The sequence below is a fragment of the Pseudomonas solani genome (genome assembly GCF_026072635.1).
Lineage (GTDB): Bacteria > Pseudomonadota > Gammaproteobacteria > Pseudomonadales > Pseudomonadaceae > Metapseudomonas > Metapseudomonas solani.
The window spans coordinates 6,580,322-6,597,369 of sequence record NZ_AP023081.1; the positions used below are offsets into that span (position 1 = coordinate 6,580,322).

General features: G+C 68.0%; 16 protein-coding genes. 8 read left to right on the forward strand and 8 right to left on the reverse strand.

Going from position 1 to position 17,048, the window contains the following annotated elements; all coding sequences use genetic code 11:
• Positions 1 to 157 precede the first annotated feature (157 nt).
• The 3 genes from PSm6_RS29875 (at position 158) to PSm6_RS29885 (ending at position 2,867) form a co-directional block, all read left to right on the forward strand.
• Positions 158 to 1,438 (forward strand): methyl-accepting chemotaxis protein, encoded by a 1,281-nt coding sequence (locus PSm6_RS29875; protein WP_371877167.1) that lies wholly within the window; start codon positions 158 to 160, stop codon positions 1,436 to 1,438.
• 78 nt (positions 1,439 to 1,516) lie between these two features.
• Entirely contained in the window at positions 1,517 to 1,936 is a 420-nt protein-coding gene (locus PSm6_RS29880) for an OsmC family protein (RefSeq protein WP_021216872.1), read from the forward strand.
• A gap of 67 nt (positions 1,937 to 2,003) precedes the next feature.
• Positions 2,004 to 2,867: a pirin family protein gene (locus tag PSm6_RS29885; protein ID WP_265169156.1), complete on the forward strand. Its 864-nt coding sequence runs from the start codon at positions 2,004 to 2,006 to the stop codon at positions 2,865 to 2,867.
• Here the strand turns inward: PSm6_RS29885 and PSm6_RS29890 are convergent.
• On the reverse strand, positions 2,864 to 3,664 hold the full coding sequence (locus PSm6_RS29890; RefSeq protein ID WP_031286840.1) for an AraC family transcriptional regulator: 801 nt from the start codon (positions 3,662 to 3,664) through the stop codon (positions 2,864 to 2,866). The two genes, PSm6_RS29885 and PSm6_RS29890, sit on opposite strands and share 4 nt — an antisense overlap.
• Positions 3,665 to 3,749: 85 nt before the next feature.
• On the opposite strand from PSm6_RS29890, the gene panB reads away from it, so the two are divergent.
• Positions 3,750 to 4,580 (forward strand): 3-methyl-2-oxobutanoate hydroxymethyltransferase, encoded by an 831-nt coding sequence (panB, locus tag PSm6_RS29895; RefSeq protein ID WP_021216869.1) that lies wholly within the window; start codon positions 3,750 to 3,752, stop codon positions 4,578 to 4,580.
• A 64-nt stretch (positions 4,581 to 4,644) separates the two neighbouring features.
• On the opposite strand, the gene PSm6_RS29900 is transcribed toward panB, so the two are convergent.
• The 3 genes from PSm6_RS29900 to PSm6_RS29910 form a co-directional block, all read right to left on the reverse strand.
• Positions 4,645 to 5,652 carry an HD-GYP domain-containing protein gene (locus tag PSm6_RS29900; protein WP_021216868.1) on the reverse strand — a complete coding sequence of 336 codons (1,008 nt, stop codon included), beginning with the start codon at positions 5,650 to 5,652 and terminating at the stop codon, positions 4,645 to 4,647.
• Positions 5,649 to 9,347 carry a PAS domain S-box protein gene (locus tag PSm6_RS29905; protein ID WP_265169157.1) on the reverse strand — a complete coding sequence of 1,233 codons (3,699 nt, stop codon included), beginning with the start codon at positions 9,345 to 9,347 and terminating at the stop codon, positions 5,649 to 5,651. The genes PSm6_RS29900 and PSm6_RS29905 overlap by 4 nt, the downstream gene beginning before the upstream one ends.
• A gap of 150 nt (positions 9,348 to 9,497) precedes the next feature.
• The gene (locus tag PSm6_RS29910; protein ID WP_265169158.1) at positions 9,498 to 10,223 is read right to left on the reverse strand and encodes a dienelactone hydrolase family protein; all 726 of its coding nucleotides are present in this window, start codon (positions 10,221 to 10,223) and stop codon (positions 9,498 to 9,500) included.
• A 264-nt stretch (positions 10,224 to 10,487) separates the two neighbouring features.
• On the opposite strand from PSm6_RS29910, the gene PSm6_RS29915 reads away from it, so the two are divergent.
• Positions 10,488 to 11,090 carry a hypothetical protein gene (locus PSm6_RS29915; RefSeq protein WP_021216865.1) on the forward strand — a complete coding sequence of 201 codons (603 nt, stop codon included), beginning with the start codon at positions 10,488 to 10,490 and terminating at the stop codon, positions 11,088 to 11,090.
• The gene (locus tag PSm6_RS29920) at positions 11,087 to 11,674 is read left to right on the forward strand and encodes a hypothetical protein (protein WP_021216864.1); all 588 of its coding nucleotides are present in this window, start codon (positions 11,087 to 11,089) and stop codon (positions 11,672 to 11,674) included. Before PSm6_RS29915 ends, PSm6_RS29920 begins: the two co-directional genes overlap by 4 nt.
• A gap of 327 nt (positions 11,675 to 12,001) precedes the next feature.
• On the opposite strand, the gene htpG is transcribed toward PSm6_RS29920, so the two are convergent.
• The 4 genes from htpG to PSm6_RS29940 form a co-directional block, all read right to left on the reverse strand.
• Complete coding sequence (htpG, locus tag PSm6_RS29925; protein WP_265169159.1) at positions 12,002 to 13,900, reverse strand: molecular chaperone HtpG; 1,899 nt, start codon at positions 13,898 to 13,900, stop codon at positions 12,002 to 12,004.
• Positions 13,901 to 14,034: 134 nt separating this feature from the next.
• Positions 14,035 to 15,282 (reverse strand): MFS transporter, encoded by a 1,248-nt coding sequence (locus PSm6_RS29930; protein ID WP_265169160.1) that lies wholly within the window; start codon positions 15,280 to 15,282, stop codon positions 14,035 to 14,037.
• 47 nt (positions 15,283 to 15,329) lie between these two features.
• Positions 15,330 to 15,773 carry a PaaI family thioesterase gene (locus tag PSm6_RS29935; RefSeq protein WP_021216861.1) on the reverse strand — a complete coding sequence of 148 codons (444 nt, stop codon included), beginning with the start codon at positions 15,771 to 15,773 and terminating at the stop codon, positions 15,330 to 15,332.
• Positions 15,770 to 16,225 (reverse strand): PaaI family thioesterase, encoded by a 456-nt coding sequence (locus PSm6_RS29940; RefSeq protein ID WP_021216860.1) that lies wholly within the window; start codon positions 16,223 to 16,225, stop codon positions 15,770 to 15,772. Before PSm6_RS29940 ends, PSm6_RS29935 begins: the two co-directional genes overlap by 4 nt.
• 136 nt (positions 16,226 to 16,361) lie before the next feature.
• Between PSm6_RS29940 and PSm6_RS29945 the strand changes: the two genes are divergently transcribed.
• Both PSm6_RS29945 and PSm6_RS29950 read left to right on the forward strand, forming a co-directional pair.
• Positions 16,362 to 16,592, forward strand: a complete 231-nt coding sequence (locus PSm6_RS29945) for a hypothetical protein (protein ID WP_184490808.1) — start codon at positions 16,362 to 16,364, stop codon at positions 16,590 to 16,592.
• A gap of 133 nt (positions 16,593 to 16,725) precedes the next feature.
• Positions 16,726 to 17,016: a hypothetical protein gene (locus tag PSm6_RS29950; RefSeq protein ID WP_021216858.1), complete on the forward strand. Its 291-nt coding sequence runs from the start codon at positions 16,726 to 16,728 to the stop codon at positions 17,014 to 17,016.
• Positions 17,017 to 17,048 lie beyond the last annotated feature (32 nt).

Sequence of the window (17,048 nt, forward strand, 5' to 3'; positions counted from 1 at the left end):
CACTTCGCTTGCAACGCGCCTCGAAAACCGAGAAGAAAGGGAGATCGCCATGCTGCAGCTTCTGCGTCCCGCACGCCGCGCCACGGATGAAGGCGCGCTCGACGCGCTATTCACCGCCCACGACCTGACCACCCGCCTACCCGCCGGCAGCCCACTGATGGGCCGCCTCAACGGCTTCGTCGAGGGCCTGCAACAGCGCATCCGCACCAGCCTCGGCGCCGCCGTCGGCATCGCCGCCCACGCCCCGGAGCTGGCGCGCATTGCCGCTGCCAACCAGCAGAGCGGGCAGCTGCTGGCGCAATCCTCCGAGCTGATCGCCAGCGCCAGCGAAGAGGTCACCACCACCCTCGACGCCGAGCTGGTGCCCGGTGCCGCCGAGGTGGCGCGGCTCTCCGGCGACGTTTCCAGCACCCTGCGCCAGTGCCAGCGCAACGGCCAGGACGTGCTGCGCCAGGTGGACGCCATCGGCACCAGCGAGCAGCAGCTGGGCAGCGTGATCGGCAACCTCACCGGCCAGCTGGAGGAAGTCAGCAAGGTGATAGGCGTCATCGCCAGCATCTCCCAGCAAACCAACCTGCTGGCACTCAACGCCGCCATCGAGGCCGCCCGCGCCGGCAGCCACGGCCGTGGCTTCGCCGTGGTCGCCGAGGAAGTACGGCGCCTGGCCGGGCACACCACCGACGCCACCACCCAGGTGAGCGGCATCATCGAGCGTTTCCGCGATGGCATGGCGCAGCTGGCCGACGCCGGCGAGCGCATGCACCAGGCGGTGGCCGAGGGGCACCAGGGCATGCTCCAGGTGGGCGCCGGGCTGGACAGCACCCGCGCGGCCATGGACAAGCTGGACGGCCGCGTCGGCCAGATCGCCTCCGGCACCGAGCAGATCGGCCAGGCCGTGCGCTCGATCAACGGCGACGTGCAGAACATCGCCCAGGTGGCCGCCGAGCTGCTGGGCAAGGCCGGCCAGGTGCTGCGCCACAGCCAGGCCGTGCGTGAGGATGGCGACCGCCTGTTGCAGGGCCTGGGCGGCTTCCGCCTGGAGATGCACCGCGACATCCAGCGCAGCATCGAGCGCCTGGCCTGCGAGCCGGCGCTGCTGGGCGACGCGGCCCAGGCCGAGGGGCTGCTGGCCGATACGCTGAAGCGCGATGCGCGCATCGAGCTGTTCTACCTGGTGGACCGCACCGGCACCCAGCTCTCGGAGAACGTCTTCGCCCTCGACGTGCCGCACCAGGGCGAATCCTGCAAGGGCCGCCACTGGGGGCAGCGCCCGTGGTTCCGCGCGGTCGCCGATGGCCTCGCCAGTCACATCACGCCGGTGTACCGTTCGTCCGCCACCGACGACTTCTGCTTCACCGTCTCGGTGCCGGTTTTCGGACCCCGTGGCGAACTGCAGCGCGTGCTCGGTGCCGATGTGCGCCTCAGCGCGCTGATCTGAACGGTCACGGGAACACTCAGGAGGTGGGCGGCCTCTAACCAGCAGGACCGCCTACCCAAACCACGCAGAGGACTGCCCATGACCATTACCGTCACCACCGAATCCGCAGACGGCTACCGCCACAGCATCAACGTCGGCGACGAGCACCAGCTGTTCACCGACCTGCCCAAGGCCCTGGGCGGCGAAGGCAGCGCGCCGGAACCCCACGACTATTTCGACGTCGCCCTGGGTGCCTGCAAGGCCCTCACCGTGACCCTCTACGCCCGCAGCCACGACATCCCGCTGACCGGCATCGGCGTCGACGTGACCCACGACAGCAGCAAGGAGAAGCAAGGCCAGTACGGCATGAGCGTGAAGCTGACCCTGCGCGGCGCCCTCACCGACGACCAGCGCGCCACCCTGCTGCGCATCGCCGACAAGTGCCCGCTGCACAAGCTGATGACCACCACCGAAGTGACCATCGAGACCCGCCTGGCCGAAGGCGATTTCAGCCAGTAAGCCCGCCCCTCTGGGCTTCCCGCGTGGACGCGTTATGCTTGCGCCTCCACCGCGCCGGAAGCCCAGCATGAACGACATCCTCACCCTCCGCCCCCGTGCCGAAGAAGTCGCCGGGCTGCCCATCCTCCGCCCCCTGCCGTCGGCCCAGTGCCGCAGCGTCGGCCCCTTCGTGTTCTTCGACCACATGCTCGCCAGCGCCTACCCGGCCGGCCAGGGCATGGACGTGCGCCAGCACCCGCACATCGGCCTGTCCACCCTCACCTACCTGTTCGAGGGCGAGTTGCAGCACAAGGACAGCCTCGGCTCCGACCAGCGCGTGCAACCCGGCGATGTCAGCTGGATGACCGCCGGTGCCGGTGTCGCCCACGTCGAGCGCACCCCGGCGGAGCTCGTGGCCCGCGGCTCGCGCATCCACGGCCTGCAGGTGTGGCTGGCGTTGCCCCGCGAGGAAGAGGAGCGCGCGCCCAGCTACAGCCACCACAGCGCCGCCAGCCTGCCGCAGCAGGACGCCCTCGGTGTGCGCATCCGCCTGGTCGCCGGCAGCGGCTTCTGCCTGGAGTCCCCGGTGCCGGTGCTCTCCCCGACGCTCTACGCCGATGTGCACATGGAAGCCGGCGCCACCCTGCTGGTGCCCACCGAGCACCCACAGCGTGCTGTCTATTTGCTGGAGGGCGAGGTGCTGCTGGACGACCAGCCCCTGGCCATCAACACCCTCACCGTGCTGCCCGAAGGCGTGGAATACAGCCTCGCCGCCTGTGGCAGCGCGCACCTGGTGATCATCGGCGGCGCGCCGCTGGACGGTCCCCGGCGGATGAACTGGAACTTCGTGTCCAGCGACCCGCAGCGCATCGACGCGGCACGCGCCCGCTGGGCCGCCGCCGACTGGCCGCAGGTGCCGGGCGAGACCAGCCGCATCGAGCTGCCGCGCTAACTGCGCAAGCGATTGCCGTAGGCGCCCGGCGTGCAGCCGTAGTGGCGCTGGAACAGGGCGATGAAGGCCGAGGTGGAGTCATAGCCCAGCTCGCTGGCCAGGGTGGTGACGCTCATGCCATCGGCCAGCAGGGGCAGCGCCGCCAGCAGGCGCAGGCGCTGCCGCCACTCGCGGAACGACAGCTGCGTCTCGGCCTGGAACAGCCGCACCAGGGTGCGCCGTGACGCCCCCACCTGCCCCGCCCACGCCTCGATGCCCCGGTCGTCCGCCGGGTCGGCGCGCAGCGCATCGGTGATCCGCCGCAGCCGCGCATCCCGGGGCAGCGGCAGGCTGAAGGGCGCCGCCTCCAGGTTGCGCACCTCGTCCACCAGCACCCGCAGCAGCCGGGCCTCGGCGCCCTGCTCCGGGTAGTCGCGGGGGAAGCCCGAGGCACGCTCCATCAGCTCGCGCAGCAACGGCGTCACCTGCAGCACGGCGCAGTCGCGCTGGTAGCCGTCCAGCACCGAGGCGTCCAGGTACAGGCTGCGGAATTCGATGGCCCGTTCGCTGTAGGCGGTGTGGCGCACCCCGGCGGGAATCCACAGCGCGCACTGCGGCGGCAGCAGGTAGCTGTGCCCCTCGGTGAGCACCTGCATGACCCCGGCGCGGGCGTAGGTGAACTGCACCCAGTCGTGGCTGTGCATCTCGATGGGGTGGCCGGCGGGGATGTCGAACATGCGCAGGTACACCGGGCGCGGCAGGCGCGGGTACTCCGGGATCGGGGGAATGGCGGGCGGCACTTGTCTCGCTTGCGGCATCGGCTGTCCCTTTTGCTCAAGTGAGCGGGAAAACGCCGATGGTAGCCTGCGCCACGCCAATCCGTGCACTGCCCAGGAGTCCCCCATGAGCACCCATGCCCCCATCGCCCGCCTTACGGTCCCGGCCATCCGCCAGCGCAAGGGCGCCGGCAGCCTGGTGTCGCTGACCGCCTACAGCACGCCCATGGCGCGCTGGGTGGATGCCCACGCGGACCTGATCATCGTCGGCGACTCCGTCGGCATGGTGCTCTACGGCATGCCCAGCACCCTGGGCGTGACCCTGGAGATGATGATCGCCCACGGCCAGGCGGTGATGCGCGGCTCCAGCCGCGCCTGCGTGGCGGTGGACCTGCCCTTCGGCAGCTACCAGGCCAGCCCCGAGCAGGCCTTTGTCAGCGCCGCGCGGCTGCTGCGCGAAACCGGCGCCGCGGCGGTGAAGCTGGAAGGCGGCGAGGAGATGGCCGCCACCGTGGCGTTCCTGGTGAACCGGGGCGTGCCGGTGCTGGCCCACATCGGGCTGATGCCGCAACAGGTCAACACCATGGGTGGCTTCAAGGCCCAGGGGCGCGATGCGGCCGGTGCCGAACGGGTGCGCCGCGATGCGTTGGCGATGCAGGCGGCCGGCGCCTTCGCCGTGGTCATCGAGGGCACCGCCGAGCCCCTGGCGCGGCAGTTGAGCGAGGAGCTGGAGATCCCCACCATCGGCATCGGCGCATCCCCCGCCTGCGACGGCCAGGTGCTGGTGACCGAGGATCTGCTGGGCCTGTTCGGCGACTACCAGCCGCGCTTCGTCAAACGCTATGCCGAGCTGGCACCCAGCATCGAGCAGGCGTTAGCCGCCTATGCAGGGGACGTGCGCGCGGGGCGCTTCCCGGAGCCGGGGCATTGCTTTGGCGTGAAGGCTGTTTCGGGGTGAAGCGGCGGTGGGTCGAAGCGGAGCGCCGCCCGGCCCACCCTACGCGACTGCGTGCCGGCGGCGGCTATACCACCCGCCCTTCCGCCCAGCGCTCCTTCACTTCCAGGACGGCCGGCATCTGGCTGATGAACAGTTCCACCAGGCTCGGGTCGAAGTGCCTGCCGCTCTGCTCGCGCAGGAGCGCGATGGCGTCCTCCACCGACCAGGCCCGCTTGTAGGGGCGCTCGCTGGTAAGGGCATCGAAGACGTCGGCGATGGCGACGATGCGCCCTTCGATGGCGATCTCCTCGCCCCGCAGGCCATTGGGGTAGCCGCTGCCGTCCCATTTCTCGTGGTGGGTCAGGGCGATGCTGCGGGCCATGCGCAGCAGGCCGCTGGGGTGCTCACCGATGATCTCGGCGCCGATGCGCACGTGCTCGCGCATCACCACCCATTCGTCATCGTCCAGCTTGCCGGGCTTGCGCAGCACCGCGTCGGGGATGCCGATCTTGCCGACGTCGTGCATGGGCGCGGCGTTGAGCAGGTCTTCGCAGGCGGCTTCGCTCCAACCCAGGGCGCGGGCGAGGATGCGGGCGTAGTGGCTCATGCGGATGACGTGCAGGCCGGTCTCGTTGTCCTTGTATTCGGCGGCCAGGCCGAGGCGCTGGACGATCTGCAGGCGCGTCTGCTTGAGCTCGTCGAGGCGCACCAGGGACAGGTGGGTGCGCACCCGCGCACGGACGATGGGCGGGCTCACCGGCTTGGTGATGTAGTCCACCGCGCCCACTTCGAAGCCGCGTGCTTCGTCTTCGACATCGGCCAGGGCGGTGACGAAGATCACCGGGATGGAGGTGGTGGCTTCGTCGGCCTTGAGGCGCGCACAGACTTCGTGGCCGGTCATTCCCGGCATCATCACGTCCAGCAGCACCAGGTCCGGCGCCTCGCGCTGGGCCAGTTCCAGGGCCTTGGCCCCGTCCTTGGCGAACAGCAGGCGGTAGTCGTCCTGGAGGATGTGGCGCAGCACCTGGAGGTTGGTGGGCTCGTCGTCCACCAGCAGCAGGCAGAGGCGGTTGTCCTGGGGGGTAGCGGTCATGCGGAAATCTCTCCCGTTTCGAGCCAGGCCAGCAGGTCGTGGAGGTGCCGCAGCGCCTGGTCGAAGTCGAAATCATCCATGGCGCCCTGCAGGTCCTGCAAGCGCGAATGCCCGGGCCGGCCTTCCAGGCCCTGGCGCAGGGTCTCCAGCGCGGCGTCGTCGAGCCCGCCACGGGCGAGTTCCTGGGCCAGGGCACGGCCGGCCTGGATCAGGGGGGTGAGGTCCACCGGGCCCGAGGCGGCCGGCACCGCGGCGCTGCCGGGGAACAGCGGCAGCGCGTCGCGTACCGTGTCCAGCACCCGCTCCAGGGTGTGCAGCAGCGGCTCCAGCTCGGCCACCTTGCCGGACAGCCCGCAACGCTCCAGGTCACCGGCGCAGCTGGCCATCTGGCCCAGGCCGAGGTTGGCGGCGGCGCCGCGCAGGCGGTGGGCGATGGCCGCCACATCCGCCAGGGCCTGGCGTTCCAGCGCCGCGCGCAGCTGGGCGAGCAGGTCGTCCTGCTCCTTGAGGAAACGGGCGATGGCGGCGGCCATCTGCACCGGGCCGCCCCAGAGGTCCTTGCCGCGGTTCCAGTCGAACAGCGCGGCCACCTCGCGTTCCAGGGGCACGGTGTCGATGACGACGGCCTGTCGGCCCTCCAGCAGGCGGGCCATCTCGGCCACCAGTTCGGGGACGTCCAGGGGTTTGCTGGCGAAGCCGTTCATGCCGGCATCGAGGGCGTTCTGCCGATCACGGTCGAGCACGCTGGCGGTCAGGGCGATGATGGGCACCGGCGGGCGCCCTTCGCGGCGTTCGAAGCCACGGATCAGGCTGGTGGCTTCCAGGCCGTCCATGCCGGGCATCTGCACGTCCATCAGCACCAGGTCGAAGGTTTGCGCGGCAAAGGCCTCGACAGCCGCGCGGCCGTCGCTGACGCCACTCACTTCGTGGCCGAGGCGCTTGAGGTTGATCTCCAGCAGTTCGAGGTTCTGCGCCACGTCGTCGGCGGCGAGGATGCGCAGGCGCGGCAGCTGCGGGATCGCCACCGGGCGCTGCTCGCCCTGGCGCACCTGGGCGCCACGGCCGAGGGGGACCTCGACTGTGAATACGCTGCCCTCGCCTTCGCGGCTCTGCACGCGGATGTGCCCGCCCATGAGTTCCACCAGCTGCCGGGAGATGGTGGTGCCCAGGCCCGTACCGCCGAAGCGCCGGCTCATGGAGGCGTCGGCCTGGGCGAAGGGGTCGAAGATCTTTTCCAGGCGGTCCTCGGCGATGCCAATGCCGGTGTCGTGGATGGCCACGCGCAGCGCACCGGGCGCGCCGTCCACCACCAGCCGCACCTCGCCGCGCTCGGTGAACTTCACGGCGTTGCCCAGCAGGTTGGTGATCACCTGCTGCAGGCGCAGCGCGTCACCCTTGAAGAAGTCACCCAGGTGCGCGGCGTACTCCAGGTGCAGCGCCAGGCCCTTTTTCTCGGCGCCCAGGCGCTGGGCCGCGCAGACCTGCTCGCAGAGCTCGCGCAGGGAAAAGTCCAGGTGCTCCAGCTCGATGGCGCCGCGATCCAGCTTGGCGGTGTCGAGGATGTCGTTGAGCAGCCCCAGCAGCGAGCGCGAGGAGTGCTGCACGGTGCGCAGGTGGCGGCGCTGGCTCTCGCTCAGCGGTGTGTCCAGCAGCAGTTCGGAGAAGCCGATGATGGCGTTCATCGGGGTGCGGATCTCGTGGCTCATGTTGGCCAGGAAGCTGCTGCGCGCCGCTGCGGCCTGTTCGGCACGATCGCGGGCGTTGCGCAGGTCCTGCTCCATGATCCGCCGGGGGGTCAGGTCGGTGGCCAGCTTGAGCACCTTGAAGGGGCGGCCGTCGGCGTCGAGAATCGGGTTGTAGGTGGCCTGGATCCACACGTCCTGGCCGCCCTTGCCGAAGCGCCGGTATTCGCCGGAGCGGAACATGCCCTGGCGCAGGTCCTGCCAGAAGCGGGCATAGCGCTCGCTGGCCACCAGTTCGGGGTCGCAGAAGAGGCCGTGGTGCTGGCCGAGCAGTTCCTCGCGGGAATAGCCGAAGAGGTCGAGGAAGTTTTCGTTGACCTCCAGCACGTGGCCATCGAGGTCGTACTCGATCATCGCCATGGCCTTGCTGATGGCGTTGACCTTGCCTTCGTACTCGGCGTTGCGCAGCTTGGTCTCGGTCTGGTCCAGCAGCACCCCATCGACCCAGCGCGCCTGGCCCTGGTCGTCGAGTTCGACGCTGCCGCTTTCCCATACCCAGTGCTCCTGGCCCGCGCGGTCCAGCAGGCGGTACTCCACCACATAGCTGCGGCCCTTGCGGGCGGCGGCGTAGACCTCGTCGGCGACACGTTCGCGGTCGTCGGGGTGGGCCAGTTGCGCGAGGGTGCATCGACGGGCGATGAAGTCATCGGCCGGCCAGCCGGTGAGGCGCTCCACCGCGTCGCTGATGAACAGGGTGGTCCAGTCGTCGTCCAGGAGGCAGCGGAAGGACACGCCGGGGATGTTGCGGATCAGCGAGCGGTACTGCTGCTCGCTGTCGCGCAGGGCGGCCTCCATGCCCTTGCGCTCGCTGATGTCGGCGACGAAGACCACGAACCAGGGCCGGCCCTCGCGGTGGGAGACGCCGAGGCTGAGGCGCACGGGGATCTCGCGGCCATCACGGGTCAGCCCGACCAGCTCCAGCTCGGAGCCGGAAAGGCGGCTCTCGCCGGTGCTGCGGTACTGCTCCAGCGCGCGTTCGAGGTCCCGTGAGTAGGCGCTGGGCAGCAGCACGCTCATGTGCTGGCCGATCAGCTCCTCGGGAGGCCAGCCGAACAGGCCGAGCACCGCGTGGTTGACCGAACGCACCACGCCTTCGTCGTCGATGGTGAAGATGGCCTCGAAGGCCGCGTCCAGCAGCGAGGACAGGTGGCTGCGCCCGGCCTCCAGCTCGCGGAACAGGTGGCGATAGCGCAGCAGGCCATTGGCGGCGCCGACGAACACGCTGAGGGAAATGGTGGCCATGGCCACGGCCAGCGCCAGGTAGAAGCTGCCGCGCACGCCCTGGGGCATGGCGAACTCCTCGGTGCCGACGAAACGCGCCGCCGCCATGCCGGTGTAGTGCATGCCGGCGATGGCGAGGCCCATCACCGTGCCGCTGACGACGATGGCCGGGACGCCGCCGAGGTGGCGGCGCAGGCCGAAGCGCACCCACAGGGCGATGATCGCCAGCACCACCGCCACCAGGATCGACAGGGCGAAGCCCCAGGGGTCGTAGCGCAGCAGCGGGGCCATCTGCATCGCCGCCATGCCGCTGTAGTGCATGGCACCGATGCCGGCCCCCACCAGCACACCGCCGCCGATGAACTGCACGGCGCTGACCTGGTTGCGCGCCAGCAGGTTCAGCGCCACCCAGGAGGCGAACAGGCTGGGCAGCACCGAGAGCACGGTGACGGCCGGGTCGTAGCGCACCGCGGCGCACAGCTGGAAGGCCAGCATGCCGATGAAGTGCATGGCCCAGACGCCACCGCCCAGCGCGGCGGCGCCGGTGATGATGGCCACCTGGCGATACAAGCGGCTGCTGCTGAGGCGCGCGACGCCGGCCAGTTGCAGGGCCATGCCGGAGGTGAAGATGGCGATCAGGACCGACAGCAGCACCATCCAGGGGTCGTGCTGGCCGAAGACCAGCAGGCTGGGCTGGTTGGCATCAAAGAAGAACGGGGACAGATCGGGCATCGAATCCGGGTCTCGCGGGCGGGGCGGGCATCTGGAGAATCAACACGGTCGCGGCCCGTCAGTCAATGTCGGGCCGGCCAGTGGATATGCGCGCATGACCGGCAAAATGCCATCATCCGCGTGCGAATGCAAAACCACCTGTCCGGCCGGTCAGGTGAAGACTTCGTCCAGCAATGCATCCATGGCCGCGAAGGCCCGCCGGGCGACCCGCGGGTTGTATTCGGCGACGCCGGGGCGCTTGGCGTCGGGGTCGGTGAAGGAGTGCACGGCGCCACCGTAGCTGAGCAGTTGCCAGTCCACCCCGGCGGCACTCATCTCGGCGGCGAAGGCCGGCAGCTGCTCACGGGGCACCAGTGGGTCGGCGGCGCCGTCGAGCACCAGCACCGCGCCCTTGATGCGCCTGGCGGCAGCGGGGTCGGGCGTATCCAGCGCGCCGTGGAAGGAGACGAAGGCCTTGAGGTCGGCCCCCGCGCGGGCCAGCTCCAGGGCACAGGTGCCACCGAAGCAGAAGCCGAAGGCGGCCTGGCGGGCAGGGTCGATATTCACCGCGTGCTGTTCGCGCAGGGCCTGCAGCGCGGCGACCATGCGCCGGCGCAGCAGTTGGCGGTCTGCCTTGAGCGGCGCCATCGCGGCCCCCGCTTCGTTGGCATCGGCAGGCCGCACCCCGGCACCGTAGAGGTCGACCACCAGCACCACCCTCCTCTCCTCGGCCACCTGGCGCGCGGTGTCGATGGCGCTGTCGGTGATGCCGAACCAGTTGGGCACCATCAGCAGGGCCGGCCGCGGGTCTTCGACATTGGGGTCATAGACCAGTTGCCCCTCGAAGACCTGGCCGTCGACTTCATAACTGATGGCGTGGGCGCGGATCTGACTCATGGATCACCTCGTTTACCGTGGATGGGATCGGCCGTCCGCTCTGGCCTGGGGCTTCTGGCCCAAGCGCAGGAGCTTAGCCGTGCTTGGCGGCGAACGCACGGATTGGCTGACGATTGCTCGGCCCGGGAACTGCGGGACCGATCGCGTTGCGGGGGCAAGAACGGAACGGCGACTTGCGATAGCGCCATCAGAACGGCATCATCCCGCCGCCGGTTTTCCGGCACCGATGATTTCCAACCGAATTCTTCTCACAAGGAGCGTGATATGAAGGGGCCTTTCGCCGCTGTCCTTCTTTCCCTGTCCCTGCTGGGTGGCTGCGTGACCGTGCCCCAGGGCACCGACTTCCCTGCCCCCGACAAAGCCGCCAGCCCTGCCCAGCAGAGCGTCGCCCTGGCTCCGGTCGAAGTGACCGACAAGACCTTCGTCAAATGGAATGCCGGGCAGACTCAGTCCAGCGGCATGACCCTGAGCCTGGGCAACTACCTGAAGGCCAGCAACCGCTTCAGCAACGTGCGCATGCCCGGTCAGACCCTCGCAGCCGATGACCAGGTGCTGTCGTTCAGCTTCGACACCTACAACGTCCACCGTCGCCCCTATGGCGGTTACTTCCCCTTCGCCCTCGTCACCCTCACCGGCTACATCTGGTTCGGCGGCACCTCCCACATCGACGAATCCAACGTCAGTGGCCGCCTCCAGGTGAGCGATGCCCAGGGCAAGCTGCTGCACAGCTACCAGACCCGCCAATACGGCGAGCGCAGCATCTCGCTTTATTCCATGGGCCCGGTGAACGGCAGCCCTGAGCGCCAAAGCGCCGTTGCCGACCTGCTCGACCAATACCAATCCGATCTTGGAAAACCAACCAAATGACCCACTTCCTGCGCATCACCACCCTCTTCCTGGGCCTGGCCCTGCTCACCGGCTGCGCCGGCTTCCGCTCGGGCGAAACCGCTGACCTCGGCACCTGGCCGCAAGCCAAGGAACAGAAGCCCTCGCTGCGCTACGTGGTGGAAGGCAAGGTCAAGATGAACGACGTCGATGGCGCCGTGCAGCCGGCCACCGTGAAGGCCTGGTCCGACATCACCGGCAAGGCGTACAAGGAATCCAACCTGTTCTCCTCGGTCAACGAAGGCTTCGGCGACGCCGACATCACCGCCGAAGTGAAGGTGACCAACGACGGCCACGGCAGCATGGCGCTGGCCTTCATCAGTGGCCTGACCCTGATGGTGATACCGTCCACCGCCGAAGATCGCGTGATCACCCAGACCACCTACCGCAACCGCGACGGCAAGGTGCTGGCCGAGGTGACCAAGCAGGACAGCGTGCGCACCTGGATGCAGATCCTGCTGTTCCCCGGCGTCGTGGTCGCCAACCCCTTCAGCAAGATCAACGAGATCCACTACGACAACAACAAGGCAACCATCCTCGACGCCAGCAAGAACGGCGTGTTCTGAACGCCCGCCATGCCATGAAGAAGGCCCGCACTTGCGGGCCTTCTTCATTTGAGCGGATGAGGACTCGACAGGATGAGCACGTGCCGTAGGGTGTGCCGTGTGCGCACCGCCGCACGGTGCTTCTGGCGAGATCCAGGTGCGCGCAGCACACCCTACGTCCAGAGTGAGCGGCGGCTGCAGGCTCCGAGCTCTGATTGCATCTCCGTCCGGAGAGCCAAAAAGCAAAGCCACGCTCCAATAGACCTCCACCAACCGAGTGACCAGGTGATGGTGGGCGGAATGAAAAGGCCCGCTTGCGCGGGCCTTTTCCGGGGTGCGTTACAGGCTTCAGGCGGAGAGTTCCACCAGCAGCTTGTTGAGGCGGCGCACATAGGCGGCCGGGTCCTTGAGGCTGTCGCCAGCGGCCAGGGCAGCCTGGTCGAAGAGGATGTGCGAGAGCTCGCCGAAGCGGTCTTCGTCCTGCTCGCCATCGAGTTTCTCGATCAGCGGGTGGGCCGGGTTGAACTCGAAGATCGGCTTGGAATCCGGGACCTTCTGGCCGCTGGCCTCGAGGATCTGGCGCATCTGCAGGCCGAGGTCCTGTTCGCCGATGGCGAGGATCGCCGGGGAGTCGGTCAGGCGGTGCGAGACGCGCACTTCCGAGACTTCCTCGCCGAGGGCGGTCTTGAGGCGCTCGACCAGCCCTTCCTTGGCCTTGGCGACTTCTTCCTGGGCCTTCTTGTCCTCTTCCGAGTCCAGCTTGCCGAGGTCGAGGTCACCGCGTGCCACGTCGGCGAAGTGCTTGCCGTCGAACTCGGTGAGGTAGCTCATCAGCCACTCGTCGATGCGGTCGGTGAGCAGCAGCACTTCGATGCCTTTCTTGCGGAAGACTTCCAGGTGCGGGCTGTTCTTCACCTGGGCGTAGGATTCGCCGGTGAGGAAGTAGACCTTGTCCTGGCCTTCCTTCATGCGGCCGATGTAGTCGGCCAGGGAGACGCTCTGCTCGCCGCTTTCGTCGCTGGTGGAGGCGAAGCGCAGCAGGCCGGCGATCTTCTCCTTGTTGGCGAAGTCTTCCGCCGGGCCTTCCTTGAGGACCTGGCCGAAGTTCTTCCAGAAGCCCTTGTATTGCTCGGGTTCGTTCTTGGCCAGCTTCTCCAGCATGTCCAGCACGCGCTTGGTCAGCGCGGACTTCATGGAATCGACCACCGGGCCGGTCTGGAGGATTTCGCGGGAGACGTTCAGCGACAGGTCGTTGGAGTCGACCACGCCCTTGATGAAGCGCAGGTACAGCGGCAGGAACTGCTCGGCCTGGTCCATGATGAACACGCGCTGCACGTAGAGCTTGAGGCCGCGCGGCGCTTCACGCTGGTACAGGTCGAACGGCGCACGGGCCGGGACGTACAGCAGCGAGGTGTATTCCAGCTTGCCTTCGACCTTGTTGTGGCTCCAGGACAGCGGGTTTTCGAAGTCGTGGGCGACGTGCTTGTAGAACTCCTGGTATTCCTCGTCCTTCACCTCGGTGCGCGGACGGGTCCACAGGGCACTGGCGCGGTTGACGGTTTCCCACTCGACCTCGGCCGGAGCGTCTTCACCGTGGTGTTCCTTCGGCAGCTCGATGGGCAGGGCGATGTGGTCGGAGTATTTCTTGATGACATTGCGCAGGCGCCAGCCATCGGCGAACTCTTCTTCGCCGCTCTTCAGGTGCAGGACGATGCGGGTGCCGCGCTCGGCCTTCTCGGCGCTGGCGATGTCGAACTCGCCCTCGCCTTTCGACGACCAGTGCACGCCTTCGCTGGCGGCGAGGCCGGCACGGCGGCTGTAGACATCGACCTTGTCGGCGACGATGAACGCGGAGTAGAAGCCCACGCCGAACTGACCGATGAGGTGCGAGTCCTTCTTCTGGTCGCCGGAGAGGTTCTTGAGGAAATCGGCGGTACCGGACTTGGCGATGGTGCCGAGGTGGGCGATGACTTCATCGCGGCTCATGCCGATGCCGTTGTCTTCGAGGGTGACGGTCTTGGCGTCCTTGTCGAAGCTCACGCGGATCTTCAGCTCGGCGCCGCCTTCGAGCAGCTCGGGCTTGGCCAGCGCTTCGAAACGCAGCTTGTCGGCGGCGTCGGAGGCGTTGGAGATCAGCTCGCGCAGGAAGATTTCCTTGTTCGAGTACAGGGAATGGATCATCAGGTGAAGCAGTTGCTTCACTTCGGTCTGGAAGCCCAGGGTTTCTTTTTGAGTCTCCACACTCATGGTCATCTAACTCCACGGATGATTAGGCCGCTACTGCGGCGGATGTCACCCAGATGGGGGCTAGCTGTTCAATTTCAAGGGCTTGCACGGAGACGGCCGACGACCGCCTGGGCAGGCGGTCGTGGCGGGATGGCTCAGGGCTCGAGCAGTTCGATGCGGGCGACTTCTTCGGGGCGCAGCACGAAGCTGGCCTCGCCCTGCCCGGAGATGTTGCGGCGGATGATGATCTGGCCATCGGCGTTGATGCCGTTGAAGCGCCCTTCCGCCAGGCTGCCACGCTGGGTCTGCACGCGCATGGTGAGGTTCTGGTAGTGGTTGGGGTTGTTCAACAGGCGCTCCAGGGAGAAGCGCAGGCGGCGATCGGCCGGGCGCGAGGGGCGCTCGGCAGGGGCGACCTCGGGCTCGGCGCCAGCGGTTTCGGCCTTGGCCTGCACGCTGGGCAGCGGCGGGAAGCGGTCGCCCTTGATGGCCCAGCCACGCAGGTCGCTGCGGGTGAACTGCAACGGCAGGTGCTGGGCGTTGCCGTCGATGCGCGCGTCCACTTCCAGCTCCAGTTCCCGCGCCGGCAGGCTCACGGCGGGCAGCCGCGCAAGTTCGACGTTGCGGGTGGCGAAACGGCGCTGCAGGTAGTCACGGGCGACATGCTGCAGGGTGTCCACGGAATCGTGGCGCAGGTCGACCTGGCCGTCCTGGTAGCGCAGGCGATCGGTGAACAGTTCGACCTCGCCGCTGAGGGTGGTCTTGAACTGCGGCGGCAGCACCAGGTGGAAGGCGCCGGCGAGCACATTCGGGCCCTGGCGCTTGAGGTCCAGGTGCAGGGTGTAGCCCTTGGCCAGGCGCCGCGCTTCGGGCAGTTCCTGCTCCGGCAGCAGCCAGCTGATTTCCACTTCCGGCTTGCTGCCGGGGTCTTCGGGCAGCACGTCCAGGCGCAGCTCGCCTTCGGGTTGCTGCGCCAGGCGGATGCTCACCTCGCGCCGTGCGAAGAAGTCCTGGCCTTCACGCAGGCTCAACACGCCGTCGATGAGTTCCGCCTGTTGCGGCTGGAACGGCTGGCCGTTGAGTTCGCCACGCAGGTGGATGGCCAGTTCGCTGGGCTCCCGGCGCTCGCCTTTGAGCCACTCGAGGTTGACGATGGCGTGCAGGCGCTCGGGGTCGCTGTAGGCCAGCAGGGTCAGCCCGACGATCAGCGGGATGAAGCCGAGGGCAACGAGCATCACCGCCTTGCGCGCGGTGCGCCAGTGCGCGGCGATATAGCCGAGGGTGATTGGCGGCAGCAGGCTGCCGATTCCCCACAGCAGGCTGGTACCGAAGGCGAGCATGACCAGCCAGACGAGACCGGCGAGGATCAGCAACAGCCCGCCGAGGATCAGTAGTGCATCCATCCAGGATTCCTTGATGCAGGACCGGGCGCATGGTGCCCGGCCACGGGTCAGGGTTCGTCGACCTTGAAGTGGGCACGGGCGGTGGCGATGGGCTCGGTCTGGTTGGTCTGCCAGGCGGTGATGGCGACGTTGGCGACGCGGCGCCCCTGTCGCCAGACCTGGCAGGTGGCGAAGGTGTCACGATAGTGCCCGGCGCGTAGGTAATCTATCGAGAAGTCGATGATTTTGGGCAAATGTGGGATGCCCATGAACATCAGCAGGTGGAGCATCGCGGCATGCTCCATGAAGCCGGCGATGACGCCGCCATGGATGGCCGGCAGGGTCGGGTTGCCGATGTTGTCCTTGTTGGCCGGCAGGCGGAACACCATGTCCTCTCCCAGGCGCAGGCATTCGATGCCCAGCAGCTTGGCGTAGGGGATCAGGCACACCAGCGAGTCGTAGTCGTTCTTGTCGTGGGCTTCGCGCACCAGGGCGTCGAGGTCGAGCTTCATGCCGCACCTCCCTTCTTCAGCTGGCTGGGCTTGCCCATGCGCATGAAGGCGCCGACCACGTGGGCGATGGGCTGTTCGGGGTCGTCCTGGTAGGCGTAGCCACGGGTGAAGATGACGTTCGGCGTGACGCGGTAGCACTCGGCAAAGCCGTAGACGTCCTTGTTCGGTTCGGCCGGGTGCATGTAGTCGATGCGCAGGTCGAGGGTCGGGCAGATCTCGAACTCGGGCAGCACACAGACGGTGGAGATGCCGCAGGTGGTGTCCATCAGGGTGGTTATGGCGCCGCCATGGATGACGCCGGTTTCCGGGTTGCCGATGATCTGCTCGCTGTAGGGCAGGCACAGGGTCAGGCCCTTGCTGTCGGCGCTCTGTACCCGCAGGCCGAGCACCTGGCAATGGCGCAGCACCGAGAGGAAGCGCTGGGCGTTGTCGAGAATGGGGTTGTCGCTCATCCGGTGGTTCCATGGCGTTGGCGTGAAGGCGCGCATGATACCGCGCGGCCCGCCGCTGGGGCGATCCGGCTGAACTTCGAGGGCCAGGGAGGCTCGAAAGGTCGTCGTGCAACCACCAAGACCTAGGAGAATTCCCATGCACAAGTCCTATGCCTATGCGCTTCTGATCGCCACCAGCCTGGGCCTCGCCGCCTGCGACAAGCCGGCCGACGACAAGGCTGCGCAGCCGAGCGAAACCCCGCCCGCCGCCACCCAGCCGGCCCCCAGCGGTGCACCGCAGACCCCGGCACCGGCACCGACCCCGGCCGCCCCCACCACCGCTCCCGAGCCCGCTCCCCAAGGCGGCCAGCCCAGCGGCCAGCAGTAACCCCCGCTCTCCGCCAGCCCCTGCTACCCCGGGGGCTGGCGGCATACCGAGGAACTAAAGCGAAACGCCTGGGCTCCAAAACGGCACGAGGTGAAGCCACTCACCCGATCCATGTCGAACCAGGAGAAACACCGTGCGCAAGACCCTTTCCTATGCCCTGATGCTGGCCTTTACCCTGGGCCTGGCAGCCTGCGAAAAAACCCCGGAAGACAAGATGGAGTCGGCCAAGGAGTCGGCGTCCGAAGCGATGGAGTCCCTGGGGGATGCCGCCAAGGAAAGTGGCGAGGCGGCCGAGCAGAAGGCCGATCAGCTCACCGGCCACGAACCTACCGCGGGCGAGAAGGCAGAAGATGCCGCCGACGATATCGGCGATGCCGTGGAAGGTGCCGGCGACGAAGCCAAGGACGCCATCGACGGCAAGTGAGCCGCGCAGCAATCGCCATAACGCAAAGGCCC

Coding starts and splice junctions, on each gene's coding strand:
- PSm6_RS29875 (WP_371877167.1), top strand. CDS start 158: ATGGGCCGCCTCAACGGCTTCGTCGAGGGCCTGCAACAGCGCATCCGC.
- PSm6_RS29880 (WP_021216872.1), top strand. CDS start 1,517: ATGACCATTACCGTCACCACCGAATCCGCAGACGGCTACCGCCACAGC.
- PSm6_RS29885 (WP_265169156.1), top strand. CDS start 2,004: ATGAACGACATCCTCACCCTCCGCCCCCGTGCCGAAGAAGTCGCCGGG.
- PSm6_RS29890 (WP_031286840.1), bottom strand. CDS start 3,664: ATGCCGCAAGCGAGACAAGTGCCGCCCGCCATTCCCCCGATCCCGGAG.
- panB (WP_021216869.1), top strand. CDS start 3,750: ATGAGCACCCATGCCCCCATCGCCCGCCTTACGGTCCCGGCCATCCGC.
- PSm6_RS29900 (WP_021216868.1), bottom strand. CDS start 5,652: ATGACCGCTACCCCCCAGGACAACCGCCTCTGCCTGCTGCTGGTGGAC.
- PSm6_RS29905 (WP_265169157.1), bottom strand. CDS start 9,347: ATGCCCGATCTGTCCCCGTTCTTCTTTGATGCCAACCAGCCCAGCCTG.
- PSm6_RS29910 (WP_265169158.1), bottom strand. CDS start 10,223: ATGAGTCAGATCCGCGCCCACGCCATCAGTTATGAAGTCGACGGCCAG.
- PSm6_RS29915 (WP_021216865.1), top strand. CDS start 10,488: ATGAAGGGGCCTTTCGCCGCTGTCCTTCTTTCCCTGTCCCTGCTGGGT.
- PSm6_RS29920 (WP_021216864.1), top strand. CDS start 11,087: ATGACCCACTTCCTGCGCATCACCACCCTCTTCCTGGGCCTGGCCCTG.
- htpG (WP_265169159.1), bottom strand. CDS start 13,900: ATGAGTGTGGAGACTCAAAAAGAAACCCTGGGCTTCCAGACCGAAGTG.
- PSm6_RS29930 (WP_265169160.1), bottom strand. CDS start 15,282: ATGGATGCACTACTGATCCTCGGCGGGCTGTTGCTGATCCTCGCCGGT.
- PSm6_RS29935 (WP_021216861.1), bottom strand. CDS start 15,773: ATGAAGCTCGACCTCGACGCCCTGGTGCGCGAAGCCCACGACAAGAAC.
- PSm6_RS29940 (WP_021216860.1), bottom strand. CDS start 16,225: ATGAGCGACAACCCCATTCTCGACAACGCCCAGCGCTTCCTCTCGGTG.
- PSm6_RS29945 (WP_184490808.1), top strand. CDS start 16,362: ATGCACAAGTCCTATGCCTATGCGCTTCTGATCGCCACCAGCCTGGGC.